Raw genomic sequence first — 26,012 nt, 5'->3', positions numbered from 1 at the left:
CCCTCCGCGCGAAGTCCACGCCGAGTACGAGAAGTTGCGAATCGCCGCGTGAAATAGACGGTCAGAAGCCTGTCCGGAAACCGCGAGGCCCCTCAGCCTTCACGATCAAGCAACTTCGCCGACGCTGTTTGCCAAGATGACGTCGGGTGGGCGAGCCGCTGACCTGCGATGTCTGACAGTCCACCTCATGAGGGCGGTTGACATGCAGCGGAACGTGAGATTGTGCAGCCGAATCTGAGATCCCACAGCGCGGACTATTGGCCGAGCGACCTGCGAGCCGTGTGGCCTGCAGGATTGGGGACAGGTGGGTTCGGAGTCCGTTTGCTGGTTCTGAACCGGCGGCTGTAACTGGGAGCACCCGGCTACGGTCGAACCTTCTACCAAGCGTTCACCGTGTGTGGTGTTCAAGCTGTTGTTGGGCGGGATTCGGAAAATTTCCATGTGAGTCGCGCCGAGCCGCGTCCATGCCACCACACTCGATGCTGCAACCCGAACCGCCTGTGAGGCCGTGATCAAAGAGGAAAGCGTTGCTCGTAGCGACTGAAGGAGCGCACGCGCCCGGAGGGTCCGCTGCCGAACGGCCACGAGTACATGCCGGCGAACGTACATCTGCGTTCTCGTCGGTAGGTCCGGCAGTGCCGGAGCGGGGCAAGGTGCGCTCGGTCCACCCCGGCGATGTGACATCTCGTGACAGATGAGAGGCTCAGACGGGTGAGCGAGACACCACCGAACACCCTGCAATACCGCTTTGACGGGCCAGAAGACGCCCCGGTCCTGATCCTGGGACCCTCCCTGGGTACCACATGGCACAGGTTGTAGAGACCGTCCATGGGTGTCCACGCCAGTCCATGGTGTGTGCGTTGTAGCAGGTCAGGGCTTTGCGGTCCGGTGGCGTCGGCGTAGTTGGCGACAGACGCGTGACAGGGCTGGTGATAGATCGAGGCCCTGCCGGGGAGCATCCTTGGCGGGCCTCTGCCTGGAGCCATGAGATGAAGCCCCACCGGAGCGCTCCGGTGGGGGCATCACCGTGAAGTTGACTGTGCGTGCACGCGTGACGCGTTCGGCACGTCATGCAGTTTGTCTTCCAGCGCTGTTTTCGGGGACGCTGAAATTTGCGATCGCAGCCATGACGGACGACGACCCGAGCGGCTGAACACCGAGGCGTCCTTTGCCGCCCTTTGCGGAGTTGGCCCCATCGAATACTCCTCCGGCCGAAGTAGTACGTGCCGGCTCAACCACGGCGGCGACCGGCGGGCCAACGCCGCCCTGCACCGCATCGTCATTACCCGCCTGCGCCACGACCCGCGCACCCATACGTACTGCGAAGGCCGCACCCAGGAGGGCAAGACATCGAAGAGGGCTTCCCTTATGGTCGACGGCCGGGGCTCGCACGCGGCAGCGTCGCGATCACCCGGGCCGGACTGCGTGCACGCGGACTGCCGTGCCTTTCCAGTAGTCCTACAGCGGTGCTCACTCGGCTGTTGAGACCAGAAGGCACGGCAAATCCGCTACTTCACCGGGCTGACCCGCTTGCTCGAACTCAGAGCAGGTCACGCTCCATCAGGTCATCCGCTTCCTCCCAGGTGACGAAGGAGCACGCTCCGGTATTCAGGTCGACGGCCACGGGCAGGTTCCCGCCGAGTTGCATGTCCTGACGTCCGTGATCGAGGTACTCGACATGGTCGTATGGAGCGATGAACCGTCCCTTGTCCGTGAAGCAGTACTCGGGAATGATCCTCACGTTGGAGGACAGCCCCCATGCTCTGCTTTCCTCCGTGAGGAACTCCGCGGCCCTGCGCTCGGCTTCTTCCGGGTCGAGCATGTCAGTTGGTCCTCATCACGTAGTAGTCGCGGTATCTCTTGTGCGCTGGATTGGCCTTGCCCGACTGGAAGTCGAGAAAGACCACCTTTCCATCGATGTTCGCGACATTGAAGTAGTGGCCCACGCCCTTCCTCGGCCATGCTCCTATGATCGCCCGAGCACCGGGTCCCCAGCGCAGCATGTCGCTCACGATGACGTTGAGGCCGCCGACCTTCCGGAACGGTAGCCCCGTCATCGCTGACACCTCGGCCCGCGTCAGCGGGCGGTCTGCTCCGGACACCCCGTTCGGATTCCGGCCGGCCATGAGGTCGTCGCCGGCGGTCGCACACAGTCCGCAGTTCCTTCGGCCGCCCTCCGGGTTGATGCGGCTCATGGACGACGGGGTTTCCGGTGTGTAGTAGGGGAGTCCGAACCGCGTCGAACTCGGTTCCCCGTAGTAACGTCCCCCGCCCGGCTCGACCGCGGCTCTGCGCCATCCCGTCAGTCCGCCGATTCCGACGAGGGCGATCTGCTGGGTCAGTTCTTCGGCGGTTTCGGCGTACAGATCGGCGAGGGCGTCGCAGCCCTGCTGGCGGAGCATGTACTCGGCGCGGTAGAGGCGGTAGGCGGGGCGGACGGGGAGGTACTTGTCGACGAAGGCGCCGGCGCCGCCGTTCTCGCCGGTGAATGCGTCGTGCAGGTCCCCGGCGAGGACGAAGGGGGACTTGAAGACGTCGACGAACGCGTCACCGAAGATGCCCGCTGCTTCGCCGAGGCTGTCGACGCGGTCGTTGTTGGGGTCGTCGGGGGTCAGTCCGCTGGGGTCGGTCAGGAGGGTGGGGACGTTGTCGGCGTAGGCGTACGGCGATATGTGCGGGGTCGTCCGGGCGCGGGTGGCGGGGTCGGGGCGGGTGAAGCGGCCGGTGGCGGTGTCGTACTGGCGGGCGTGGAGGTCGAGGTTGCCGGTGGTGGTCTCGTAGCGGGCGCCGGTGTAGGAGGGAGGGTTGGCGGGGGCGCCGCCGGTGGTGGTGCCCAGGACCCGGGTGCCGAACGGGTCGTAGGCCCAGCGCTGGTAGAGGGTGCCGGTGCTGTTGGTGACGTCGACCGGTGAGCCCTGGGTGTCGTGGTGGTAGTAGAAGAGCGCACCGGTGCCGGTCCTGACGGAGGCGGGCTGGCCGAGCGGGTCGTAGCGGAAGGACTGTTTGATGGTCCAGGCGCTGTCGTATTCGGTGGCCAGGATCGGCAGCGGTGCGTTGGGGTCCCACTGGGTGCGGTGGGTGACCGCGCCGTCCTTGAGGGTGGCGACCTGGTTGCCGCTGGCGTCGTGGTCGTAGGTGTAGGCGGTGCCGCCGACGGTGGCGGCGGAGATCTGCCCGGCCAGGTCGTAGGTGTAGGTGTCGGCGCCCTTCTTGGTCTGGTTGCCTTCGGCGTCGTAGTCGTAGGCGGTGGTCGTGGTGCCGGTGGTGGTGGAGGTGAGCTGGTCGGCCGCGTCGTAGGCGTAGCTGGTGGAGGTGGTGCCGAGGGTGGAGGTCAGGCGGTTGCCGACCTTGTCGTAGGTGTAGGACGTGGCGCGGCTCGCGGCGCAGCCGGCGACCCAGGGCTGCGGGAAGCAGCCGGAGGTGAGACGGCCTGCGGTGTCGTAGGTGAGGTCGTAGCCGGTCGTGCCGACGCCCGCGCGGGTGATGTCGACGTGGGTGGGCAGGCCCGCGGGGGAGAGGGTGTGCGCGGTCTTGGTGACCGTGGTGCCGGCCTTGGTGGAGGTGACGGCGGTGAGGCGGCCGGCCCGGTCGTAGGCGCGGTCCTCCGTCTCGGTGTTGGGCAGTGCGGACCTGGTGAGGTTGCCGGCCGGGTCCCAGGTGTAGGTGGTGGTCTTGCCGTCGGCCAGCATCGTGGCGGTGCGGCCGTCGTTGTCGTAGGTGTAGGTGATCGTGTTGCCGTCGGAGTACTTGCGGGTGAGCATCTGCCCGGCGGCGTCGTAGGTGTAGGCGAAACCGCGGGTCTTGGTGAGGTTGCCGACCGCGTCGTAGACGAAGTCCTCGGAGATCTTGGAGTTGGCGCGGGCAGTGATGCGGCCGGCGTCGTCGTAGCCGAACGTCGCGTCGGGGGTGGAGTCGGAGTAGTCGACCTTGGTGAGCAGGCCGCGCGGGTCGTAGATGTAGCCGGTGGATCCGCGGGGCGTGGTCTTCTTGGTGAGGTTGCCGGCGGCGTCGTAGGCGTAGGTGGTCTCCCGCTTCAGCGGGTCGGTGACCGAGGTGAGGCGGCGGGCCGCGTCGTAGCCGTACGTGGTGACGTGCCCGTTGGCGTCGGTGCGCTCGGTGACGTTGCCAGCCGTGTCGTGGCCGTACGTGGTGACCGCGCCGTCCGGAGCGGTGACTTCGGTCAGCCGGTCCAACTTGTCGTATCCGTAGGCGGTGGCGCGCTTGTCGGCGTCCGTCTGCTTGACGACGTTGTTCACGGCGTCGTAGGCGGTGGTGGTCACGCCGCCGAGCGGGTCGGTGACCGTGGTCGGGTTGCCGGCCGGGTCGTAGCCGTAGGTGGTCGTGTACTGGGCCGGGTCGGCGCCGGTGGCGTTGCCGCGCGGGTCGACCGCGGTGGCCTGGCGCCCGTCACCGTCGTAGGTCCAGCTCGACTTGTGGCCGAGCGGGGAGGTGCGGCTGAGCAGGTTGCCGTCGGCGTCGTAGGCGTAGGAGGTGGTCTTGCCCAGCTGATTGGTGCTGCTGGTCAGCCGGTTGTTCTTGTCGTAGACGGAGCTGACCGTCTTGCCTGCGGCGTCGGTGACCTTGGTGACGTTGTCGTTCGCGTCGTAGGTGTAGCCGGTGGTGTGGCCCAGCGGGTCGGTGACCGTGAGGGGCCGGTTGATGGCGTCGTAGGTCGTGGTGGTGGACGCGCCGGTAGGGCCGGTGACCTTGATGGTGTTGCCGGCCGCGTCGTAGGTGTAACTCGTGGTGTGGGCGGCCGGGTCGGCGCCGGAGACGTTGCCGCGCGGCGAGACGCTGCTCAGCAGGCGTCCCACCTTGTCGTAGGTGTAGGTGGTCTTGCCGCCGGCCGCGTCGGTCTGGGAGGCCAGGCGTCCGCTTGCGTCATAGGTGCGGGTGACGGAGTTGCCGGCCGGGTCGGTGGTCCGGGTGAGGTGTCCGGCGTCGTCGTAGGTGAACGTGGTGGTGTCGCCCGCCGGGTTCTTGGCCGACGTCAGTTGCTCGGCCCCGTTGTACTGGTAGGTCGTGGTGCGGCCCAGGGGGTCGGTGGCCGAGCTGAGGAGCCCTCGGCCGTCGTAGGCGTAGCTCGTGGTGTGGTCGGCCGGGTCGGCGTCGGTGACGTTGCCGCGCGGGTCCGTCTTCGTCAGGATCCGGCCGGCCTTGTCGTAGGTGAACGTCGTCTTCTCACCCAGCGGCGTGGTGACCGAGGTCCGGTTGCCGGCCGTGTCGTAGCCGTATGTGGTGACCTTGCCGCGCGGCGTCGTCACGGTCTCCAGCGAACCAAGCGGCGTGTACGTGTAGGCGGTCTTGCCGCCCAGTGGGTCGGTGGTCGATGTCAGCTGGTTCGATGTGTTGTAGGTGTGGGTCGTCTTGTTCTTACGGCCGTCGGTGTGGCTGGTGATGTTGCCCGCACCGTCGTAGGTCCAGCTCTCCGCGTAGCCGAGCGCAGAGGGTGCGCTGCGGGTGAGCATCCGCCCGGCGCTGTCGTACGTCATCTCGGTGGTGTTGCCGCGCTGGTCGGTGATGGCGACGGGCCGCAGATGACGGTCGTAGTCGTAGGTGATGCTCTTGCCGTACGGGTCGATCGTCTCCATCAGGACGTTGCCGGCGTACACGTCGGTCCACACGCCGCCGTCGGGCGCTGTGGTGTGCGACTCGCTCTTGCCGTCCCAGGTGAACGTGGTGGTCTTGCCGTTCTGGTCGGTCTGGGACTTGATACGGCCCGCGGTGTCGTAGATGTTGGTGACCTTGCCGCCCGCCGGGTCGGTGTAGGACGACAGCCGCTTGTTCGCGTCGTACGCGTACGACGACGCCTTCCCGGCAGGGTCGGTCACCGAGGTCAGCAGACCGCCGGTGTAGCCGTACGACACCGACGTACCGTCGGGCAGGCTCACCTTGGACAGCAGTCCGTCGGTGCCGGGCGTGAAGGTGGTGGTGCGGCCGGCGGCGTCCTTGACGGAGGCGAGAACGCCGGACGCGTACGCCAGGCTCAGGCCCTTGCCCACCTTGTCGACCACGGAGGTGAGCCGGCCGCTGCTGTCGAAGGTCCGCTTGGTGTGGTCCGGCGTGGTGATCGTGTAAGTGCTCGTGCCCTTGACCAGTTTGGCCGCCGACCCGGCCGGTGCGGCGTACGTGCCGTCACTGTTCTCTGTGAAGACGAACGACGCCCCGTCGTCCGTCCGGTAGGTCACCTTCCCCGTCGCCGCGATCAGCTTGGCGTCGAACGGGGTCGCCCAGCCGCGCCCTAGCAGGCCGACGGCACTTGAGTCGGAGCGGTAGGTGCGCTCCAGGGCCAGGGGCACGCCGGGGCTCACCAGGGAGGCGTCGGTGAGTTGTTCGAAGAACATGCCGGTCGCCGTGTTGACCGGGTCGGCACGGTGCGCCTGTGCGTAGCAGGTGCAGATGCCCGCCTGCGAGCCGGGGATCACCGGGGTGTAGAACGCCTCCACGAGCGGTGAGGTGGTGCCGCCCGGACTCGAGGTTCCGTCGGCGCTGTTGAGGAAGACCCAGGCGTAGTACTTCTTGCCGTCCTGGAGGATTCCGCCGAGCTCGCTGCCGGTCCACCAGAAACATTGGTCGGTGGGGTAGGAGTTGCTCGTCCACCAGTCGTAGCACCAGGCCCCGGTGTCCGGGGTGTCTCCGCTGGGATCGTCCGTGGCCTTCTTGATCTCCTGCTGCACGACGGGGTAGCCGCCCTCGTCCAGGACGTACAGCCACATCCCGGTGTACGAATCCCCCCGCTTGGGCAGCTTCACCTGCCCGCCGATCGACAGCATCCCGGGATACGCGGTGGCCCAGGATGACACCCAGGTGGGGTTCTCGGCCGCCGCGGCAAGGGGTTGGAGGGGCACCTCCGACCCGGCGGCGGGCCCGCGTTCGATGCGGTTCTTGTCCGGCCGACTGTGGGGCTTCCCCTTGGTCCCCTTCTCCGGCGCGTCCATGTACTCACGCATCGGCGACCGTTCGTGCCGGTCCTCGTCGATCTGCGTGCGCCGCTCGGCCAGCGTCATGGCCTCGGGGGGCTTGGGCAGGTCGGCGGCTGTCCGGGCCTGCGCCTGTGTGATGGTCGCGGTGGCCGTGGAGGGCGGACGGTCTCGGGGCGACGCCCAGGAGGGGACGACACCTGCTGTGGTCAGTAGAGCCAGGGTCAGAAAGGCCGTGACGAGTCTTCGCGCTTGTGTGCGCACAGTGCATCACCTGTGGGTCAGGAGTGAAGAGAGGTCGCGGGAATGCATGATCAGGAGAACCCTCGAACTAACGTGCTGCGGGAATCGGGGCCGAAACGCGACGGGTCCCCCCTCGCCCTGGCCATGGGTCTGCTGGCTGAGTGGACGAAGGACTCCGCTGGGCCGCTCGATTTGGCGCGAAGGTGATCCCGAGCGCGAGACGGTGTGGGTAAACGGACCCTCGACGGTGAGTTAAGGGCAGGCAGGGGCCGGAAACGGAAGAAGGGGCTGCTTGAGCGGGGCGAATACGTCATCGCTTGCCAGTCGGTAGCGGACGCGCGCCCTCGCGTCGAGAGGTGACGACCCCAGCGTGCGGGCCCTGCCGCTCATCGCCGTGGACGACGTCCAGGTAAAGCCGGCGAAGATCTTGCGCAGCCGCTATAGGACTTGTGGCCGGCCGCTTACCGACCGAGGGTTCGAGGCCGTTCGTTCCGTGGTCGGTGAAGGACTGCCGGTAAGGCGGGTCACAGGCTGTCTGTCAATGCCGGTCACGAGTGGGCGAGAAGTCAACTCGTTGTCAGTCCGTCCGGGGCAGGTTGAGTGCCGGTTCGGACGAAGCCATCCGGCTGTGGTCGGGTCATGCCGTTGTGCCGGGAGCAGTGGGACGGTGGCGCGGTGCCGTCCCGGGCGGGGTCTGACTCATGAGATCTTTGACCGACGTGTCCAGTCACAGGCGTGTCGACTGTCGTTGCGGGATGGTTTCTGCTGTCACCGAGCCACAGGGCGTGTCCCCATAGGGGCCTTGCCGACGATCAGGCGCCATCACGGTTCAGACCGCCCGAGCGGGCCGGTGCCATCCATCCAGGAGCACGTCATCACGTGGGAGGCGAACCATCATGACGAGCCGACAGTGCAGCACCTCCTCAAGCACGGATCCTCCCGTTCGGCGCGAGGTCGTCCTGGGCGTGGACACGCACGGCGAGGTACATGTCGCCGCCGTGATCTCCCCTCTCGGGAAGATCCTGGGCACCGAGTCCTTCCCGGCGACGGCGGTCGGCTACCGGCAGCTGCTCGTATGGGCCCGCAAGCGAGGGAGGGTGCGCCGTGCCGGGGTGGAGGGCACCGGCACCTTCGGCGCGGGCCTGTCCCGCTACCTGCTGGCGCAGCAGATCCAGGTGTATGAGGTGAATCGGCCCGACCGCTCGGCCCGCCGACTGCTGGGCAAGTCGGACCCGCTCGATGCCCAGGCCGCCGCGCGAGCCGTGCTCAGCGGTCGTGCCCGGGTCCGGGCCAAGTCCGGCGACGGTCCGGTGCACAGCGCCCGGATCTACAAGCTCGCCAAGGACTCCGCGGTCAAGGCCCGCACCCAGGCGATCAACCAGCTCAAGGCCGTTCTGGTCATCGCCGACCCCGCTCTGCGGGAACGGCTGTCGAGCCTGGGCAATGCCGAGTTGTTCCGCACCTGCGCACGCCTCGGGCCAGGCGGCGGCGAGGACGCGGTGGCACAGGCCACCCACATGACGTTACGCATGCTCGCCGAGCGCATCGAACAGCTCACGGCTCAGATCAATGAGCTCAACCAACGCCTGACCCGGCTCGTCGAGCACCACGCCCCGCAGCTGCTCGTGCCGGTGGGTATCGGTCCGGACAGCGCCGTCACTCTCCTGATCACCATGGGAGACAACCCCGAGCGACTGAACACCGAGGCGTCCTTTGCTGCCCTTTGCGGAGTCAGCCCCATCGAGTACTCCTCCGGCCGGCGGCGCACGCGCCGGCTCAACTACGGTGGCAACCGGCAGGCCAACGCCGCCCTGCACCGGATCGTGTTCACTCGGCTACGTCACGATCCGCGTACCCAGGCGTATTACGAACGCCGCACGCAGGAGGGCAAGACCCGACGTGAGGTCATCCGATGCCTCAAACGGTATGCCGCTCGCGAGGTCTTCAACCTGGTCAGACCGGTTTCCCGCACCCCTGCGTTATAGGGGCGTCCGTGAGACGTGAGAGGGTCTGGGGCGTGAGCGAGACACCACCCAACACCCTGCAATACCGCTTTGACGGGCCAGAAGACGCTCCGGTCCTGATCCTGGGTCCCTCACTGGGTACCACATGGCACATGTGGGACCGGCAGGTGCCCGAGTTGGCGCAGCAGTGGAGGGTCTTCCGCTTCGACCTGCCGGGACACGGCGGCGCCACCGCCCACCCGGCGGGCTCCGTCGCCGAGCTCACCACGCGTCTGCTGGCCACACTCGACGGTCTCGGCGTGCAGCGCTTCGGCTACGCGGGCTGTGCCTTCGGCGGTGCCGTCGGCATCGAACTGGCCCTGCGCCATCCCGAACGCCTCGCCTCCCTCGCGCTGATCGCCGCCTCGCCACGCTTCGGGACGGCGGACGAGTTCCGCCAGCGTGGTGTGATCGTCCGTACGAACGGGCTGGACCCCATCGCGCGCAGCTCGCCGGAGCGTTGGTTCACGGGAGGGTTCGCCGCCGCCCAGCCCGCGATCACCGAGTGGGCCGTGCAGATGGTGCGGACCACCGACCCCGGCTGCTACATCGCCGCCTGCGAAGCGCTCGCCGCGTTCGACGTGCGTGGCGAGCTCGGGCAGGTCGGCGTCCCGACCCTGGTCCTGGTCGGCTCCGACGACCAGGTCACCGGCCCCGCCGAGGCCCGCACCCTGGTCGCCGGCATCCCGGACGCCCGCCTCGCCGTGGTCCCCGGCGCCTCCCACCTGGTCCCGGTCGAGCAGCCCGCGGCCGTCACCGACCTGCTGGTGCGGCACTTCAGCACCGCCTGGCAGACCGGCCACGACGCGTCCACGGGTCAGATCGCCGTCCCGGCCGCCCACGCGACCGCCCCCGCCGCCCCCGCCGCCCCTGCGGGACCCGCGGGTCCCGCAGGACCCGCGGCCGTCGCGCCCTCGGCCGCCCCCGTCCAGCCGGTCATGGCCCCACCGCCGCAGTCGTCCGCGCCCATCGCCGAGATCGCCCCGGCCGCCGTACCGCCGCAGGTCCCGGCGCAGGGACGGCCCGACCCGTACGAGGCGGGGCTCAAGGTGCGCCGCGCAGTGCTCGGTGACGCGCACGTCGACCAGGCGCTGGCGCAGGCGGACGAGTTCTCGGGGGACTTCCAGGAGTTCCTCACCCGGTACGCGTGGGGCGAGGTCTGGGACCGGCCCGGCCTGGACCGGCGCACCCGTAGCTGCGTCACCCTCACCGCCCTCGTCGCCGGCGGCCACCTGGAGGAGCTCGCGCCCCACCTCCGGGCCGCCCTGCGCAACGGCCTCACGCCGGGCGAGATCAAGGAAGTACTGCTCCAGGCGGCCGTCTACTGCGGCGTACCGGCCGCGAACGGCGCCTTCCGGGTGGCGCAGCAGGTGATCCGGGAGGAGACCACGCCGCCCGAGTGAGTCCTGCCCGGCCGCCGGCCGGCCCGCGGCGGCAGGATGGAGTCATGAAGCTCACCAAGAAGTCGCATGCCTGCGTCCGCCTCGAACAGGACGGGCGCACGCTGGTCCTGGACCCCGGCGGATTCAGCGAGGAGGACGCCGCCCTCGGCGCGGACGCGATCCTCGTCACCCACGAGCACCCCGACCACTTCGACGAGCTGCGGCTGCGCGCCGCGATGGAGGACAACCCGGCCGCCGAGATCTGGACGCTCAGGTCGGTCGCGGAGAAGATCTCGGCGGCCTTCCCCGGCCGCGTGCACACGGTCGGGCACGGCGACACCTTCACGGCCGCCGGCTTGGACGTACAGGTCCACGGCGAGCTGCACGCGGTGATCCACCCGGACCTCCCGCGCGTCACCAACGTCGGCTTTCTCGTCGACGGCGGCAAGGTCTTCCACCCCGGCGACGCCCTCACGGTCCCCGACCACGCGGTCGACACGCTGATGCTCCCCGTCATGGCGCCGTGGAACAAGATCTCCGAGGTCATTGACTACGTCCGCGAGGTGAAGCCGCGGCGCGCCTACGACATCCACGACGCCCTCCTCACCGACCTCGCCCGGCCGATCTACGACCGTCAGATCGGCGAGCTGGGCGGCGCCGAGCACCGACGGCTCACCCCGGGGGACTCCGCGCGCGTGTGAGGCCCCGACCGGTGACGATCCCGGGGCGGGACGGGGTTGTCAGTCCCGCCCGGTAGGTTGTGGGACATGCGCATCGCGACCTGGAACGTGAACTCGATCACCGCCCGCCTGCCGAGGCTGCTCGCCTGGCTGGAGAGCAGCGGCACCGACGTGCTCTGCCTCCAGGAGGCCAAGGTCGCCGAGGACCAGTTCCCCTTCGACGAGCTGCGCGAGAAGGGCTACGAGACGGCGGTGCACGCCACCGGCCGGTGGAACGGTGTGGCGGTGCTCTCCCGCGTCGGCCTGGAGGACGTGGTCAAGGGCCTGCCCGGCGATCCCGGCTACGACGGCGCACAGGAGCCCCGCGCGATCTCCGCCACCTGCGGCCCGGTCCGCGTCTGGTCGGTGTACGTGCCCAACGGCCGCGAGGTGGAGCACGCCCACTACGCCTACAAGCTCCAGTGGTTCGAGGCGCTGCGCACCGCCGTCGAGGGCGACGCGGCCGGCAGCCGCCCGTTCGCCGTGATGGGCGACTACAACGTCGCCCCGACCGACGACGACGTCTACGACCGCGCCGCCTTCGAGGGCGCCACCCACGTCACCCCCGCCGAGCGCGCCGCCCTCGCCTCGCTGCGCGGGGCCGGTCTGTCCGACGTGGTCCCGCGTCCGCTCAAGTACGACCACCCCTTCACCTACTGGGACTACCGCCAGCTCTGCTTCCCCAAGAACCGTGGCATGCGCATCGACCTGGTGTACGGCAACGAGCCCTTCGCCAAGGCGGTCACCGACTCCTACGTCGACCGCGAGGAGCGCAAGGGCAAGGGCGCCTCGGACCACGCGCCGGTCGTGGTGGACCTGGACGTGTAGGCGCTCCCGGCCTCCCGCGCCGCTTCTGCGTGCCCTGTGGTGCACATGGCGGTACGAATGACAGGCTGGAAGTATGAACTTCCCCTTCCTGGGCAAGCGGCGCGAAGATCACCGGGCTCACGACGCCGAGGGCATCGGTGATCTGCTCGCCGACTGTGATCTGCTGCGATCCCAGGCGTTGCGGGAGGGTGTCCGACTCGACGACTCCGCGGTCTCGCTGGAGCAGCTCGACCAGGTGCTGCCGCGCTGGCGGAGCGACGAGGAGATCCTGGCCTGGCTCGGCAACGACGCCGGTCTGTACCTCGGCACCGTGATCGTGCGCACCGTGCCCGGCGCCGCCTGGTCCATCCGATCCGACGGGCAGCCCGTCGTCCGGCTCGCCTCCGGCCGGGAGTTCGACGTGGTGGCGTCCGGCCACGCGTGGGCGGCGGACGGCGTGCCCGAACTCTCCCAGCTGTACGGCGAAGTCGCGGAAACGTGAACCCTTGGCCCAACAAGCGCCTTAAATAGGCCTAATGCCCGAAAGGTGCGTGTCGTTGGCATACCTGTCGTTTGTGTCGATACTTTGCAGTGGTCGGGTCACACACGAACGCACAGGGACATACGCAGGTGCAGCCGGAGATCACTGCTCGCGCGGCGGATCGGACGCCAGGACGGGCCGTCCGCAGGCGAGAAGAAGGTCAGCTGCACACCGGTCTCAGGCCCGGTGGGACTTGCGGGGCGTCGGCGCCGGTGCCGGCAGGGGGCTCGTCGCCGCCCGGGTCACGTCCCCGACGAGCTCGACGACATCCGGGCCGTACGCCTGCGAGTTGACCACCTTCAGCAGCAGCACGAAGGAGTTGTTGCCGTGCTTGCGGGCGAGCCTCTCGTGGTGGCGCGAGGGCCTGGGCCGCGGGCCAGGCCGGTCTCAGCCGGCCATCCGTCGTCACCGCGTGGGAACTGGTCGTTCCGGGAGGTGTTGCCGGGCACCCCTGGAGAGGCGGGTGCGGTCCACGGGGAACTTGCAGGTCTTCGACCGGCTGGATGCGCTGCACACCTCCGCCGGGACCGCGGTCCACAAGCAGCCCGTCGTCGCCCTCGCGCGCCTCGGCATCGGCGCCGACGTCTCTGGGCTCGCGAGTGCGGAGCCGGGCGGTGCTCGACGCCGCGCACGCGGCGTTCCCCTGGCGGGGCCTGCGGGAGCGGATCCTTCAGGACGTGCTTGCCAGATCGACTAACAGCCGTCGGAGTGGGCGTCCGTGTCGTTCGTCGACGACGTGTACCGGAAGTTCCGGCACGGACGGGTACTCACCGGCCCTGGGCGCCGAGGCGTGCGTGCCGGTACGGTCGGCCGAAAGATGCCGTCGGGCGGTCGGGGCGGCCGTAGCGTCGTGCCATGACCACTCTTGACGACACGGCTTACCGGTACCGCACCAGTGTCCCCGGGGACGCCGAGGCCATCGAGGCCCTGGACGGGTCCTTCACCACCGACACCGTCTTCCGCGTCACCGCCACCGAGGACGGGTTCACCCTGCTGGAGGTGCCGGTCGAGCCACCCCTCACCAAGGTGTTCCCCGACGACGACGGGGGCGGAGAGGACGGGGACCCGGACGCGCGGACGTTCGTCGCCTACGGGGACGCCGGCGACCTCGCGGGCTTCGTGGCCGTCTCGTACTCCGGCTGGAACCGCCGTCTGACCATCGAGGACATCGAGGTCGCCCCGGAGCACCGTGGCCGCGGGGTCGGGCGCGCGCTGATGGGGCTCGCGACGGAGTTCGCCCGCGAACGGGGCGCCGGGCACCTCTGGCTGGAGGTCACCAACGTCAACGCCCCGGCGATCCACGCGTACCGGCGGATGGGGTTCACCTTCTGCGGTCTGGACACCGCCCTGTACCACGGCACACCCTCGGACGGTGAACAGGCGCTCTACATGAGCATGCCCTGCCCCTGAGCGGCCAGCAGGCGCACCACGGAAGGGGCGGCCCCGTCGCCCGGCGCCACCGTGGCGGTCAGCAGCCAGGCCGGCTCGGCGTCCGGGGACGGGGCCCGCTCGTACCACTCCACCCGCGCGTCCAGCAGCCGGCGGCCCGCCGCTCGGGCGTCGGCGTACCACCTCCGGAAGGGCTCCGACCGCCAGACCGGGAGCGGGACCGCGCGCTCGCCCCGAATGCGGCGGGAGCCCGGGCCCACCGCGTGCAGGGCCGCCTCCGCCACCGCCGGAAGGGCGCGCTCCACCGGTACGCCGCAGGCGCCGGCGAAGTGCAGCAGGTAGGCCATGCGTGCGGCCTCCGGCGGCGCTCCCAGCACGGCCCGGCCCGAGTCGTACCAGGCTCCCCACTTGATGTTGGAGACCAGGCCGGGGAGCCGCTCCATGTCCCGGGGTATCCAGAACAGGACGACGTCCGACCGGTGCATCGCCTCCTCCTCCCAGGCGATCTGGTCCGCGTACGGCGGGTAGTCCCCGCCGTCCGCGGGTTCCGGAAGGAAGACCGCCAGCCGCCCCGGGCCGGCCCAGCCGGCCCGCAGCGCGGCCACGGCTGCCGGGCGCCAGGACGGCTCCGCCGGGTCGGTGGGTGTGGGCCCGCACAGGTACACGGACGCGTCCCAGGAGTCGGGGGACTCCTGGCCGACGTACACCACCTCGGCGGAGGCGGAGGCGGAGGCGGAGGCGGAGGCCGGTACGGAGACGAGGGCGGGGGCGGGGGTCTCAGGGCGGGAGTCAGCGGACACGGGGTGCTCCATCGGCGTCAGTGGTGCCGGTCGTGGGAAGGGTCGCGAGGAAATCGAGCAGGAGGGTGTTGAAGGCGGCGGGGCGTTCCAGGAACCCGAGGTGCCCGGCGTCCGCCAGCTCCGCGTAGCGGGCGCCGGGCACCGCGGCGGCCACCTCGCGTCCCAGGTACGCGGGGGCCAGCACGTCGTCGGCGAACCCCACCACCAGCACGGGCGTGGTGATCCGCGCGTACGCGGCCAGCCGGTTCGAGACCGGCCGGCCGGGTCGTTGCGTGGCGGAGGTGCCGCTGAGGGCGGCGACCTCGAAGAGGTCCAGCCATTCCGTGACCGCGCCCTCGTCCGCCAGGGTCCTGGGGGAGAGGTTCTGTACGAGCCGTACGAACGACTCGTACTCCGGCGGCAGCCGACCGCCCGTACCGGCCGGCGCGGATCCGTAGGACGCGTACCCGCCGGTCGGGGGCCCGTCGGACGCGGATCCGTCGGACGCGGATCCGCTGGGCGCGTACTCGCCGGACGCGTACCCGGCCGACGCGGTCTCGGCCAAGGCGGCCTCGGCGCGGTACAGGGCGTCGCCGACCGCGTCGGACCGTCCCCGTGTCGCGGCGAGCACGGCACCGCTCGCCAGGCGCGGATCGGTCAGCAGCAGTTCCTGGACCGCCAGGGCACCGAGGGAGTGGCCGACCAGCGGGCAGGGCGGCGACCCGATCGCCGACACCACCTCCCTCAGCCTCGCGGTCAGTTCGTGGACGGGCGAATTGGCCGTGTCGTGGTCGAAGGTGATCGCCTGGTGGCCCGCCGCGGTGAGCGCGGGCACCTGGTGGTGCGCCCAGATCCGGCCGTCGCCCCCGGCACCGGCGACCAGGACCACCGGCCGCCCCGTGCCGTGCACCGTGTACGCCGCGCCGCTCACCGGGCCAGCCTCCGCAGCGCGGTCTCCACCCACGCCCGGCGCCCGGTGTCCAGGCCGCGCAGCGCCACGTGGACCCAGAGGAAGGACGCCCGGGCCAGGACGTGCGCGCGCATGCCGTCGCGGACTTCGCCGCCAGACGCCCGGTAGGCGTCCAGGAGCCGGTCCAGGATGTCCGTGCCACCGGCGTACAGCATGTCGACGAAGTCGGCCGCCGGATCCCCGACACCCGCGTTCGCCCAGTCCAGCAGGCCCGACAGTGCCGGAGGGCCGGAGGGGCGGGGCTCCACCAGGGTGTGGCCGGGGTGCACGTCGCCGTGGACGAGCACCAGGCGGTCCGGCCAGAGGCGGTCGTCGTCCAGCCACTCCCGCCACCGCGCCACACGGTCGGCGGGCAACTCCAGTTCGGTCCGGGCGCGGGCCAGCCGGTCCGCGACTCGGGAGCGTACGGTTCCGGGGTCCGCCGGGTGCGCGCCCGGCAGCTCCCACGAGCCGTCCAGGGGCGTGGTGTGCACCGCGACCAGACAGCGGGCGAGCGGTTCCAGGTAGCGGTCCGGCCGGGCCAGAGGGTCCACCGACCAGCCGTAGGCCAGGGTGTCCGGGTCCTCGCTGCCCGCCGCCACACCGGGGAGGCGGGGGTAGGCGACCAGTTCGGGCGTGTGCAGCCGCCAGTCGGGCACCGGCACGTCGACCCGGTCGCGCACGGCGGCCAGCACCGCGCCCTCGACGGCGAGTCGGGCGGCCGCCTCCGGCCGCCTCGGCCGGCGCAGGATCCAGTGCGTGCCGTCGGCCGCGCGGATGTGGACGACACGGAAGTCCCACCCGCTGTCGTCGGACCGCGCGGACTCAGGCACGAGCGCCACGCCGAGCCTCCGCGAGGCGTACGCGGCCAGTTCCGCGACGTCCGCACCGGCCGGTTCCGCGACGTCCGCACCGGCCGGTTCCGCGACGTCCGCACCGGCCGGTTCCGCGACGTCCGCACCGGCCGGTGCTGTGAGGTCCGTGCCGGGAGTCACGGCCCCGGCGCCCGGGGGCGTGGCGGCGGCACTCATCGGACCGCCTCCACGGTGCCCAGGTGGCGGTCCCGGGTCGCGTTCCGGTCCACCTTGCCGGTGTGGGTGCGCTCCAGCGCGTCGACCGGCACGATCAGTCCGGGCACCAGGTGCGGCGGCGCCGTCCGCGCCAGGCGCTCGCGGACGCCCGCGGCGACCTCGCCCGGGGCGAAGTCCGGTAGGGGGACGAGGAACGCGGCCAGCGACGAGTGCCCGGCGCGTTCCACCCGCGCTGCCGCGACCGACGACACCCCCTCGCACCGCCCGACCAGCGCCTCGACGTCCAGCAGGTCCACCCGGAAGCCACGGATCTTGACCTGGTGGTCCGAACGGCCCCTGAACACCAACAGTCCGTCCGCCACCTCGCCGACCAGGTCCCCGGTGCGGTACCAGCGGGTGCCGTCCCGTTCGGTGAAGCGGGCGGCCGTCGCTCCTGGGTCGTCGTGGTAGCCGAGCGCCAGGCCGGGCCCGGAGACGGACAACTCGCCCGCCTCGACCCGCTGGCCGACGTGCGGCAGCGGCAGCCCGATGGGCAGGTCCCCGCCGGTCTCCGGCAGTGCGGGGGCACCCGGCCCGGCGAGCTGCACCGCGTGCGTGACCAGCGCGGTCTCCGTCGAGCCGTAGGTGTTCAGCAGCCGGACGCCCTCGGCGCCGCCGACCCGGTGCCAGCGCTCCAGCATGTCGGCGCGCACCGCCTCCCCGCCGATCACCACGGTGCGCAGCGACGCGGGCAGCCGGGCCCCGTGGTGCAGCAGATCGCCCGTCAGGCTGTCCCAGAACCCGGTGGGCAGCACCGCGACCGACACCTGCTGCTCCTCCGCCACCCGCGCGAACCCCTCCCGCGCCCCGTCGTCCAGGACGAGGGTGGCGCCGCCGGTCAGGGTCGGCAGGATCTCCTCCAGGCTCGTGTCGCCGCCCGCGCCGTGGAAGTGCAGCACGGACGCGCCGTCGCCGGTGCCGTACAGGTCGCGCAGCGCCGGCACCACGGCCGCCAGGGCCCGGTGGGGGACCGTTACGCCCTTCGGCTCGCTGGTGGATCCCGAGGTGAACAGGACGTACGCCGGGTCCTCGGGCCGCGGGATGCGCGCGGACGCCGCGGACGGCCCGGTGGCCCGAGTCCAGCGGGGCCGGATCACCTTCTCCACCGGGGGCTGCCAGCCGGCCTCCGCGGTCGCCACCGCCTCCCGGCAGCCGACCCGCCGCAGGATCGCCCCCAGCCGAGGCTCCGGATGGTGGGCCTCCAGCGGGACGTACGCCCGGCCCGCCGCCAGCACGCCGAGGATCGCCGCCACGTCACGCGCCGAGTGGTGCGCGACGACGCCCACGGGCGGCTGGGGCTCCGCCGTGCGCGGCTCCACGGCACCCGCCACCCGCGCCACCCAGGCGGCGAGGGTGCCGTAGGTAAGGACGAGACCGTTGTCGACGACGGCCGGCCGGTCCGGATCGTCGCGTGCCGTGTCGAAGAACGGCTCCAGAAAGGAGGATGCGCAGGACTCCATTGTGAATTCCCGGATTCTGTTGGAATATTGGCGGGTGCGTATTGTTGTGGATCACGACGTGAAGATACCCATGCGGGACGGCGTGTTATTGAACGCCGACCTCTATCGACCGGACACGACACGCGAAGTGCCGGTGCTGATCCGGCGGACGCCGTACGGAAAAGGCGGAAGCCCCGGCGGAGCCTCCGTCGACGGGCTGCGGCTGGTCCGCTCCGGATACGCCCTGCTGGTGCAGGACGTCCGCGGCCGGTTCGACTCCGGCGGCACCTTCGACCCGTACTGGAACGAGGCACGCGACGGCGCCGACACCGTCGCCTGGGCGGTGCGGCAACCCTGGTGCGACGGCTCGGCGGGCCTGTTCGGCCGCTCCTACGAGGGCATGGCCGCGCTGCTCGCGGCGGCCGAACAGCCGCCCGGCCTGCGGGCCGTCGCGCCCCACGTGGCCGGTTCCGGGTTCGACGAGGGCTGGACCCGACAGGATGGCGCCCTCCAGCTGGGCTTCCTCCTCTACTGGGTGCTGTACGACCTGCTGCTCGACGGGGCCGGCCTGAGCGGGCCGGCGCTGGCCGAGGTCGCCGGCGCGGTCGACCGGATCGACGAGCTGTACCGGGACCCGGACGCCGCCGCGGACCTCCTGGACCGGCTCGCGCCCTATTACCGGGAATGGCTCGCGCATCCCACCGGACACCTCTACTGGAAACGAGCCGCTCCCCGCGACTGCTATCCCTCCGTTGATGTTCCCGTGCTCAATCTGACAGGCTGGTACGACATTTTCCTGGCCGGTGCCCTGGAGAATTATCGGGGAATTCGGGAACAGGGCGTGGAGACGCACCTGGTGGTCGGCCCCTGGTCCCATTGCGTCACCGGCGGAACATTTCCCCAGCGCCGCTACGGACTCGCCGCCGACGAGAAGCGGCTCGACGTCACGGCCCTGCACCTCGACCACTTCGACCGCCACCTGCGCGGTCGCCCGACCGGTGCTTCGGCCCCGGAGCCGGTGCGGCTCTTCCTCACCGGCGCCGATGAGTGGCGCGCCTTCCCGGACTGGCCCGTCCCGGGCACCGAAGCGTATGTGCTCCACCTGGACGGCCGGCGGCTCGTGACCGGTCCCGCACCGGAGGCGCCCGGCAGCGACGTCATCCGCCACGACCCGGCCGACCCGGTGCCCACCGCCGGCGGGGCCACCGCCCTGCCCGGCCAGTTCACCGGCGGCGACTGCGGCCCGCTCGACCAGCGCGAGGTGGAGCGGCGCGACGACGTCCTGTGCTTCACCGGCGAGCCGCTCACCGCCCCGCTGACCGTGGTCGGCGACATCGTGCTGACGGTGTACGTCACTCCCGACGTGGCGGGCGCCGACGTGACCGGCAAGCTCGTCGACGTCTGGCCCGACGGGCGGGCGGAGTTGCTGTGCGACGGCATCCACCGACTGCCGCCCCGAGCCGGGACACCGCAAGCCGGGACGCCGGCCCCCGGGGCGGCAGCGCCGCCCCCGGGGACCGGGGGCGCACCGGCGGCGGGTGACGAGCCCGCTCCCGGCACGCCGACACAGGTCACTGTCCGCCTCGGCGCAGTCGGGCATGTGTTCCGCACCCGCCACCGCGTCCGCCTGGAGGTCGCGGCCGCCAACACCCCCCGTTTCGACGTCCACCCCCGGGTGGTCGCGCACCACACGGTCCACCACGGCGGCGCCCATCCCTCACACCTGCTGCTGCCGCGCCTCGCCGGCGACTGAGGCGGCGGCCGGGCCGGCGGCGTCCGGGTGGAAGACCGACAGGTCGGCCACCTTCTCGATCCGCCGGCCCGCTTCCCAGTGTGCCCGCCTCAGCCGCCGCAGCTGGGCCTTGGTCAGGCGGGTACTGTGCTGCGGGATCGACCGCACCATGCGCGCCCGCTTGGCCGATGCCGGGTAGCGCTCCCGTACCCGGTAGGGGTCGTTGAGCAGGTGGTGCGCGGTGCCCGCGTGGAAGGCGACCTTCAGCAGCGCGTAGTAGGCCGCGGCGCCGGTGCCCTTGTCGCGGGCACAGTGCACCAGGGTCCTGGCCGCCTCGAAGAGCCGCCACAGCACCGGCACCCCCGGGGTGGTGAACACGCCCGTCTCCTGGGCGATGCCCTCGCCGACGCCGTAGCGGAAGTAGCTGCGCATGTTGGCGAAGCCGTGCTGGGCGTCGTGGAAGATCCGGGCTTCGGGCAGGTACACCACGGGTATGCCGGCCAGTTGCAGCCGGAAGTCGAACTCCCGGTCCTCGCACCAGTGGATCAGCTCGTCGAAGTGGTAGCCGCCGATGTGGTCGACGACAGACCTGTTGTAGATGAGCGGCGGGGACAGGGCGCTGACGTAGTCGCCCTCGTCGAACTCCCGCACCCGGGCGGTCAGCCGGCTGAGGATGCCGTCCGACTCCCCGTACACCACCTGCCCCTTGACCACCGGTTCGGTCAGGACGGTGCGGACCATGGCCCGCACCACGCCCGGGGCGAAGGTGCAGTCGGAGTCCATCAGCAGCAGGTACTGCCGGTCGGTGGCGGCGGCTCCGGCGTTGTAGGCCGCGCCCAGGTTGCCGACGTCCTCGATCTCGGTCACCGTCAGCGGCCGCGGGTGGTCGGCGATCAGCTTCAGTACCGCGTCGCTGGGGCCGTTGAGCGCCAGGACGATCTCGACGTCCTCGTCGATGGAGGCGATGCAGTCGGCGATCCGCAGGTCGTCGCGGAGCGCGATGACGACGGCGGTGCGGGCGATCCCGCTGTCGACCGCGGCCTCGTCCACCTGGTCGGTGGCCATTCCTTCTCCCTCGTTGAGTTCGTGTGTGCGCGGGCGTCACCGCGGTTGGGTGCAGGGCTGTCCGCGCGGTGGTGCGGGCGGCCGTCCGTGCGGGGGCACGCCGGTGGTGCACCGTGCCCGTCCGTGCGGGGGCACGCCGGTGGTGCACCGCGCCCGTCCGCCGGCGGTGCCGTGGTCATCGCGTCGGCGCCTTGAACCGCAGGGGCAGCGCGCGCAGCGTGCGTTCGGCGATCGCCTCGGCCTCCGCCGCGTCACCGGCGTACGCGATCACGCCCGCCAGGACGTCGGCCCCGCCTCGGTAGGGCGGCACCACGGTGCCGGGCGTCGGCTCGATGCCCCAGAAGACGTCGTGGACCCCGGCCCGGCGGGCGACGTCCCGCGGGTCGCCCACCCACTCCACCACTCCGCCGTCCGCCGGCAGGAACCGCTGGACCGCCGCCCCGTCGCGGGTCGGGCGCAGCTCGGAGAGGTCCAGCGGCCGGCCCAGTGCCAGGCGCACCACGTTGGGCAGCGGGTCCACCCCCGTGGCCAGCCGCATCACCTCGGTGGCGATCCGCGCGCCGGTGAGCCGGCCGGTGATCTCCAGAAGCACCACCCGGCCGTCACGGGTGAGCAGGATGTCGGTGTTGATCACCGCCGGGTCCAGCCGCAGAGCGCGTGCTCCGCGCCGCACGGTGTCGGTGACCTCCTCGATCTGCTCGGCGGTGAGCCGGCTGGGGAGCGTGTCGCCGCCCTCGAAGAAGTACGGGGCGAACTCCTCCTTGCGCCCGTACTCCCGGTCGGCGAACCCGAACCGGTGCAGTTCGCCGTGGACCATGAAGGCGGCCAGCGTGTGCTCGGTGCCCTCCAGGAACTCCTCGACGACGATCCGCCCGACGGGGCTGAGCCGCAGTGCCTCGGCCGCCCGCTCCCGTACCGCACCCGCCGAGTCCACCTTGACGACGCCCAGCGAACCGGTCTGGTCGCTGGGCTTGATCACGGCCGGCAGGCCCACCTCGGCGACCGCCCGCAGCGCCTCCTCGACGCTCTCGGCGGCCGCGAACCGGGGCAGGTCCAGGCCGGCGTCCCGCAGGATGGCCAGGCGCCGGTCCTTGAGCGTGCAGTCGAGCGCCGTCTCCAGGGGCAGGCCGGGGCAGCCGAACCGGTGGGCCAGCACGCTGACGGCCGGCGGGTTGTCGGCGCCCAGCGAGAACACGCCGTCCAGCCGGTCGATCCCGGCGGCCGACAGTTCCGCCAGGACCGCCGTGCCGTCGGCCGGGTCGCAGACCAGCAGCACGTCCGCCGCCTCCCGCGCCCGCTCGGTGGGCGTGTCGGTGACCACCACCAGCTCCCGCCGCGGCGAGCGCAGCTCCGAAAGCGAACGGTCCATCCCCGAGCCGAGCCCGCAGACCAGCAGCCGCTCAGTCATGGACGCCTCCCGGTCCGCCGGCCGCCGGCGGGGTACGCAGGCCCAGCACCTGGAAGACCTCCGCGTGGCCCGTGCCCGTGGACACGGCGGACCGGTAGCGGGCCAGCCCCCGGATGGCCTCGTCCCAGGCGGTGTGACGCAGTTGGGACACGTACGCGCGCATCGCCTCGACCTTGGTGCCGATCTGGCCGTCGATGTCCTCCGCGTACTGGAACCGGGCCATCGGCGCCCACACCTCGTACCCGAGCACCAGTCCGGGAGCGGGTATGGGCCGGTCGCCCGCCTCCTGGAAGAACTCCGACTGCGCCATCCACAACGCCTCGGTGGTCAGCTGGTGCACCATCCGGTGCTCGACGTCGTCGTCCGCGTCGTGCGGCAGGTAGACCACCTGCGGCCGCACCTCCCGCAACACCCGCACCAGGTTCAGGTGCACGCGGCGGGAGAGTGTGAAGTCCCGCGACGGCTCGTCGAAGCGGATGCAGCGGTGCACACCGAGTGCCTTGGCGGCCGCCTCGGTCTCGGCGGCGAACTCGGCGTCGGTGACGGCGTCGTCGAGCGCGCTGCGCTCGCGACCGATGACGATGACCACCGTCACGCGGGCGCCGTCCCGGGCGTGTTTGGCGAGGGAACCGCCGCAGCCGATGACGTCGTCGTCCGGATGCGGTGCGACCACCAGCACATCGGTGACCCCGGTCATGACCGCGCCTCCGGCACCTGCCGGGCCCAGCTCGCCCACTGTCCGGTCAGCTCGACGCCCTCGGCGAACGGCGTGCGCGCGGTGAAGCCCAGCAGACGTCCGGCCTTGTCGTACCGGGCCCGGGCCGTCGAGCGGTACAGCTCCAGCTCCCAGTCCGGCACCGGGTCGCCGGCACCGGCCGCCGCCCCGGGCTCGCCCAGGCCTCGCAGGGAGCGGATCGCGTCGAAGAAGCGGCCCCAGCCGACCGGTTCGCCGTGGCCGACGAGGAAGCGCTGCCCGGCCGCCGCCCCGATTCCGGCGGCAAGGAGCACCGCGTCCACCAGGTCGTCGACGTACACGGCGTTGCACACGCCGCTGTCCTCGCCCGTCGGCAGCGCGGCGAAGTCGCCCTCCGGGCGCTGCAGCTGGGCGGTGGTCCACTGGCCGCCCCAGGGTCCGTAGACCACGCCCGGCTGGAGCACGACGGTCTCCAGGCCGGGGCCGTGGGCGTCGAGGACCAGCCGCTCCGCGGCGAGCTTCTGCTGCTCGTACTCGCGGTCGGCGGGGTCGGCCGGGCGGGCCACCGACTCCTCGGTCAGCTCTCCGGTGGCGGCGGGGTCGTAGACGTCGATGGTGCTCAGGTGCACCACCCGCCGGACGCCCGCCGCGCGCGCGGCGGCCAGGACGTTGGCGGTGCCCTCGACCGAGGCGGCCCAGCGGTCGGCCTCGTCGCCGGTGCTGCCGAAGGCGCAGTGCACGACGGTGTCGCAGCCCTCGAAGGCCGCTCGCAGCGCGTCGGTGTCCAGCAGGTCCGCCCGGCGGAACTCCAGCCGCTCCTGCGGTAGTACGGACAGCCGCGCGGCTCGGCCGAAGCCGCGTACCACGGGACGGACACGCGCCCGGGTGCCGAGGGCCAGCCGCTCGGCCACGCGACCGCCGATGAACCCGCCGGCGCCGGTCACCGCCACCGTGAGGTCGGCGACCGCGGAGGCGCAGTCGGCGGGGACAGCGCGCGTGGTCCAGGACTGGACGGTCTCCTCGTGGGCACCGCCGTAGCACTCCTGGACCAGCTCGACGACGCGCAGGCCGTCCTCGGGGCCGGAGTGCACGGCCGCGGTGCCGCGCACGGCCGCCGCGAAGTTGGCGAGCTGCTCGGTGAACAGCAGTTCCCACTCGCCCTGCGCGGGCGGGACCGCGTCCACGTCACCCCGGTGCAGCTCCACGCCGTCCGAAGTGACCAGGGTGCACTCACCGGCCGGGAAGTCGGTGCCGATGGTGACGGTCGCCCGGCTACCGGTCACCGTGCAGGAGATGCCGAGGTCACGCACCCGGCTGAACACGCAGTGCGCGTCGACGGTACCGAAGCGCAGGTGGGCGTCGGCGTCGGTCTCCACCCCGCCGAGCGAGTCGTCCCGGTAGCGGACGACCTCCACGTCGGGGCCGAGCCACCACAGCAGCGTGTCGAAGACGTGCGACGCGGTGTCGGTGAGCACCCCGCCGCCCGCGAGCCGCCGGTCGAACATCGACCACGAGACCGGTTCCCAGGCGTACGGGTGGCCCTCCGACCAGTCGACGCGTACCACGTCGCCCAGGTCACCGCTCTCGATGAGCCGCTTCACCCAGGCGTACGCGGGGAAGAGCCGCCGCGGATGGGCCATGGCGAGCAGCGGCGCGGCGGCGTCCGCGGCGAGGCCGACCAGGCGCCGGGCGTCCTCGACCGAAGTGGTCATCGGCTTCTCCAGCAGCACGTGCTTTCCGGCCGCGAGCAGGGACTCCACGGTCCGCGCGTGCGCGCTGTGCGGTACGACGACCACGGCGGCGTCGAAGTCACCGGCGGCCTCCGCGGGGTCGGTGGCGATCACGACATCGTCGGCGCCCGTACCGCCCAGCTCGCGGTACAGCTCCAGCGCGGCCCGGGCCTGCCGCGGGTCGCGGTCGATGAGCGCGGTCAGCTGGACGTCGCCCTTCAGCGGCGGCAGGGCGGGCAGGTGGCAGCCGCGGGCTGCGGCACCACACCCGACGATGGCGAGGCGTACGGGAGGCATAGGTTTCTCCAGGGGGTCGGATCGGAAGTGGATGGCCGGTGGGCGGGGAAGGGCCGGCCGGGCGGCGGTCGTACGTCGTGGGCGCGCGGCGCGGGTCAGGGCGTCCCGGCCGGGTGGTGCACCCAGACGTTGGGCTCGGCGTACGTGCCGTGTCCGTCGTCGCCGACCCGCAGCGGCACCAGGCCGCCGGGCAGCGGGTGGTCGCCCGGACCCGGTAGGGGGAGGCCCAGGAACTCCTCCCACCGGGCTACGGGCTGACGGATCACCAGTGACCGGTGTGCTACGCCCAGTTGCCGGGCGCCCAGCTCCCGGTGTGTGCGCAGCCACGGGTCGAAGCAGCGCCCGTCGGGACGGCGCCAGGCGGCGTACTCCTCGATCGGGATCAGCGGGTAGCGCGGCTTGCGCGTGGGCCGTACCGGGATCACCACACCGCGCGGGCACCGGTCCGCGGCCCTGGCACGGACCTCGGTCAGCAGCCGTTCGGCGTGGCCGGCCGCCCGGTGCGCGGGATCGACGGACACCGAGAGCATGCAGACGGCGTCCGGCCGCTCCGGGGGGCCGTGGTCGACGGCCCGCACGAGGACCTCGTCACTGCCGGAGGGCAGCGACCAGGCAGTGCCGTCCCACTCCACCGGGAGCCCGTTGGCCGCCGCGACGAGCCTGCCGCCGCCGTCGACCAGGCAGAGCTGGTGCTCCGGGTAGCGCTCGTACATCCCGTGCCAGCGCCAGTTGCCGGGGGACTCCCAGCTCATGAACGCGGGCATGTTGGCGCCGATCAGGGCGTCCACCTCGGGCAGCAGAAACGGGTCGCGGGACAGGTCGGTGAGGGTGAGTTCCACGGGTGG

19 protein-coding genes and 1 pseudogene are annotated in these 26,012 nt (G+C 71.5%); 8 read left to right on the top strand and 12 right to left on the bottom strand.

Features of this window, described 5'->3' with window-relative positions:
- The first annotated feature begins 1,077 nt into the window (after nt 1-1,077).
- Entirely contained in the window at nt 1,078-1,485 is a 408-nt protein-coding gene (locus ACIQ1J_RS33660) for a transposase (protein WP_374227121.1), read from the top strand.
- A 55-nt stretch (nt 1,486-1,540) separates the two neighbouring features.
- Here ACIQ1J_RS33660 and ACIQ1J_RS33655 read toward each other — a convergent pair whose 3' ends face one another.
- Nucleotides 1,541-1,822, bottom strand: coding sequence for a hypothetical protein (locus tag ACIQ1J_RS33655; protein ID WP_102637709.1), 282 nt, complete (start codon nt 1,820-1,822; stop codon nt 1,541-1,543).
- Between the two features lies 1 nt (nt 1,823).
- Nucleotides 1,824-7,007, bottom strand: a complete 5,184-nt coding sequence (locus tag ACIQ1J_RS33650; RefSeq protein ID WP_102637710.1) for a DUF6531 domain-containing protein — start codon at nt 7,005-7,007, stop codon at nt 1,824-1,826.
- A gap of 1,052 nt (nt 7,008-8,059) precedes the next feature.
- Between ACIQ1J_RS33650 and ACIQ1J_RS33645 the strand changes: the two genes are divergently transcribed.
- From ACIQ1J_RS33645 to ACIQ1J_RS33625, 5 genes are all read left to right on the top strand, one after another.
- Nucleotides 8,060-9,148 (top strand): IS110 family transposase, encoded by a 1,089-nt coding sequence (locus tag ACIQ1J_RS33645; RefSeq protein WP_403562921.1) that lies wholly within the window; start codon nt 8,060-8,062, stop codon nt 9,146-9,148.
- A 32-nt stretch (nt 9,149-9,180) separates the two neighbouring features.
- Nucleotides 9,181-10,569: a 4-carboxymuconolactone decarboxylase gene (gene pcaC / locus ACIQ1J_RS33640; RefSeq protein WP_403562919.1), complete on the top strand. Its 1,389-nt coding sequence runs from the start codon at nt 9,181-9,183 to the stop codon at nt 10,567-10,569.
- A 44-nt stretch (nt 10,570-10,613) separates the two neighbouring features.
- The gene (locus tag ACIQ1J_RS33635; RefSeq protein WP_403562917.1) at nt 10,614-11,249 is read left to right on the top strand and encodes an MBL fold metallo-hydrolase; all 636 of its coding nucleotides are present in this window, start codon (nt 10,614-10,616) and stop codon (nt 11,247-11,249) included.
- A gap of 66 nt (nt 11,250-11,315) precedes the next feature.
- Nucleotides 11,316-12,095 (top strand): exodeoxyribonuclease III, encoded by a 780-nt coding sequence (locus ACIQ1J_RS33630; RefSeq protein ID WP_403562915.1) that lies wholly within the window; start codon nt 11,316-11,318, stop codon nt 12,093-12,095.
- Between the two features lie 73 nt (nt 12,096-12,168).
- Nucleotides 12,169-12,576, top strand: a complete 408-nt coding sequence (locus ACIQ1J_RS33625; RefSeq protein ID WP_345626861.1) for a DUF6278 family protein — start codon at nt 12,169-12,171, stop codon at nt 12,574-12,576.
- 216 nt (nt 12,577-12,792) lie between these two features.
- On the opposite strand, the pseudogene ACIQ1J_RS33620 reads toward ACIQ1J_RS33625, so the two are convergent.
- Nucleotides 12,793-12,975 (bottom strand): annotated as a pseudogene (locus ACIQ1J_RS33620) (hypothetical protein); the annotation flags it as partial.
- Nucleotides 12,976-13,470: 495 nt separating this feature from the next.
- On the opposite strand from ACIQ1J_RS33620, the gene ACIQ1J_RS33615 reads away from it, so the two are divergent.
- Nucleotides 13,471-14,025: a GNAT family N-acetyltransferase gene (locus ACIQ1J_RS33615; RefSeq protein WP_403562913.1), complete on the top strand. Its 555-nt coding sequence runs from the start codon at nt 13,471-13,473 to the stop codon at nt 14,023-14,025.
- Here ACIQ1J_RS33615 and ACIQ1J_RS33610 read toward each other — a convergent pair.
- From ACIQ1J_RS33610 to ACIQ1J_RS33595, 4 genes are read right to left on the bottom strand one after another with little or no spacing between them, the layout of a single operon-like run.
- The gene (locus ACIQ1J_RS33610) at nt 14,001-14,804 is read right to left on the bottom strand and encodes a nucleoside 2-deoxyribosyltransferase domain-containing protein (protein ID WP_403562912.1); all 804 of its coding nucleotides are present in this window, start codon (nt 14,802-14,804) and stop codon (nt 14,001-14,003) included. The two genes, ACIQ1J_RS33615 and ACIQ1J_RS33610, sit on opposite strands and share 25 nt — an antisense overlap.
- Complete coding sequence (locus ACIQ1J_RS33605) at nt 14,794-15,714, bottom strand: alpha/beta fold hydrolase (protein ID WP_403562910.1); 921 nt, start codon at nt 15,712-15,714, stop codon at nt 14,794-14,796. The genes ACIQ1J_RS33610 and ACIQ1J_RS33605 overlap by 11 nt, the downstream gene beginning before the upstream one ends.
- The gene (locus ACIQ1J_RS33600; protein ID WP_403562908.1) at nt 15,711-16,763 is read right to left on the bottom strand and encodes a macrolide 2'-phosphotransferase; all 1,053 of its coding nucleotides are present in this window, start codon (nt 16,761-16,763) and stop codon (nt 15,711-15,713) included. The genes ACIQ1J_RS33605 and ACIQ1J_RS33600 overlap by 4 nt, the downstream gene beginning before the upstream one ends.
- Nucleotides 16,760-18,262 carry an amino acid adenylation domain-containing protein gene (locus tag ACIQ1J_RS33595; RefSeq protein WP_403562906.1) on the bottom strand — a complete coding sequence of 501 codons (1,503 nt, stop codon included), beginning with the start codon at nt 18,260-18,262 and terminating at the stop codon, nt 16,760-16,762. Before ACIQ1J_RS33595 ends, ACIQ1J_RS33600 begins: the two co-directional genes overlap by 4 nt.
- A 58-nt stretch (nt 18,263-18,320) precedes the next feature.
- Here ACIQ1J_RS33595 and ACIQ1J_RS33590 point away from each other — a divergent pair, with 58 nt between their 5' ends.
- Nucleotides 18,321-19,994: a CocE/NonD family hydrolase gene (locus tag ACIQ1J_RS33590; protein ID WP_403562904.1), complete on the top strand. Its 1,674-nt coding sequence runs from the start codon at nt 18,321-18,323 to the stop codon at nt 19,992-19,994.
- Here ACIQ1J_RS33590 and ACIQ1J_RS33585 read toward each other — a convergent pair.
- From ACIQ1J_RS33585 to ACIQ1J_RS33565, 5 genes are all read right to left on the bottom strand, one after another.
- Entirely contained in the window at nt 19,959-21,038 is a 1,080-nt protein-coding gene (locus ACIQ1J_RS33585; RefSeq protein ID WP_403562902.1) for a glycosyltransferase, read from the bottom strand. The two genes, ACIQ1J_RS33590 and ACIQ1J_RS33585, sit on opposite strands and share 36 nt — an antisense overlap.
- Before the next feature lie 175 nt (nt 21,039-21,213).
- The gene (locus tag ACIQ1J_RS33580) at nt 21,214-22,446 is read right to left on the bottom strand and encodes an acetyl-CoA carboxylase biotin carboxylase subunit family protein (protein WP_403562900.1); all 1,233 of its coding nucleotides are present in this window, start codon (nt 22,444-22,446) and stop codon (nt 21,214-21,216) included.
- Nucleotides 22,439-23,143 carry a PIG-L deacetylase family protein gene (locus ACIQ1J_RS33575; protein ID WP_210961569.1) on the bottom strand — a complete coding sequence of 235 codons (705 nt, stop codon included), beginning with the start codon at nt 23,141-23,143 and terminating at the stop codon, nt 22,439-22,441. Before ACIQ1J_RS33575 ends, ACIQ1J_RS33580 begins: the two co-directional genes overlap by 8 nt.
- Nucleotides 23,140-25,167, bottom strand: coding sequence for an NAD-dependent epimerase/dehydratase family protein (locus ACIQ1J_RS33570; protein WP_403562898.1), 2,028 nt, complete (start codon nt 25,165-25,167; stop codon nt 23,140-23,142). Before ACIQ1J_RS33570 ends, ACIQ1J_RS33575 begins: the two co-directional genes overlap by 4 nt.
- 95 nt (nt 25,168-25,262) lie before the next feature.
- The gene (locus tag ACIQ1J_RS33565) at nt 25,263-26,006 is read right to left on the bottom strand and encodes a hypothetical protein (RefSeq protein ID WP_210961567.1); all 744 of its coding nucleotides are present in this window, start codon (nt 26,004-26,006) and stop codon (nt 25,263-25,265) included.
- Between the last annotated feature and the right edge of the window lie 6 nt (nt 26,007-26,012).

Origin of the sequence: Streptomyces sp. NPDC097107 (assembly GCF_044762405.1) — a bacterium.
Taxonomy (GTDB): domain Bacteria; phylum Actinomycetota; class Actinomycetes; order Streptomycetales; family Streptomycetaceae; genus Streptomyces; species Streptomyces thinghirensis.
Note: the sequence above shows the minus strand (reverse complement) of the source record. Positions and strands in the feature narration are given on the sequence as shown.

Excerpts from the sequence above, each read along its gene's own strand:
- ACIQ1J_RS33655 (WP_102637709.1), bottom strand. The coding sequence starts at position 1,822 with ATGCTCGACCCGGAAGAAGCCGAGCGCAGGGCCGCGGAGTTCCTCACG.
- ACIQ1J_RS33650 (WP_102637710.1), bottom strand. The coding sequence starts at position 7,007 with ATGACGCTGGCCGAGCGGCGCACGCAGATCGACGAGGACCGGCACGAA.
- ACIQ1J_RS33645 (WP_403562921.1), top strand. The coding sequence starts at position 8,060 with ATGACGAGCCGACAGTGCAGCACCTCCTCAAGCACGGATCCTCCCGTT.
- ACIQ1J_RS33635 (WP_403562917.1), top strand. The coding sequence starts at position 10,614 with ATGAAGCTCACCAAGAAGTCGCATGCCTGCGTCCGCCTCGAACAGGAC.
- ACIQ1J_RS33630 (WP_403562915.1), top strand. The coding sequence starts at position 11,316 with ATGCGCATCGCGACCTGGAACGTGAACTCGATCACCGCCCGCCTGCCG.
- ACIQ1J_RS33625 (WP_345626861.1), top strand. The coding sequence starts at position 12,169 with ATGAACTTCCCCTTCCTGGGCAAGCGGCGCGAAGATCACCGGGCTCAC.
- ACIQ1J_RS33615 (WP_403562913.1), top strand. The coding sequence starts at position 13,471 with ATGACCACTCTTGACGACACGGCTTACCGGTACCGCACCAGTGTCCCC.
- ACIQ1J_RS33600 (WP_403562908.1), bottom strand. The coding sequence starts at position 16,763 with ATGAGTGCCGCCGCCACGCCCCCGGGCGCCGGGGCCGTGACTCCCGGC.
- ACIQ1J_RS33595 (WP_403562906.1), bottom strand. The coding sequence starts at position 18,262 with ATGGAGTCCTGCGCATCCTCCTTTCTGGAGCCGTTCTTCGACACGGCA.
- ACIQ1J_RS33585 (WP_403562902.1), bottom strand. The coding sequence starts at position 21,038 with ATGGCCACCGACCAGGTGGACGAGGCCGCGGTCGACAGCGGGATCGCC.
- ACIQ1J_RS33580 (WP_403562900.1), bottom strand. The coding sequence starts at position 22,446 with ATGACTGAGCGGCTGCTGGTCTGCGGGCTCGGCTCGGGGATGGACCGT.
- ACIQ1J_RS33575 (WP_210961569.1), bottom strand. The coding sequence starts at position 23,143 with ATGACCGGGGTCACCGATGTGCTGGTGGTCGCACCGCATCCGGACGAC.
- ACIQ1J_RS33570 (WP_403562898.1), bottom strand. The coding sequence starts at position 25,167 with ATGCCTCCCGTACGCCTCGCCATCGTCGGGTGTGGTGCCGCAGCCCGC.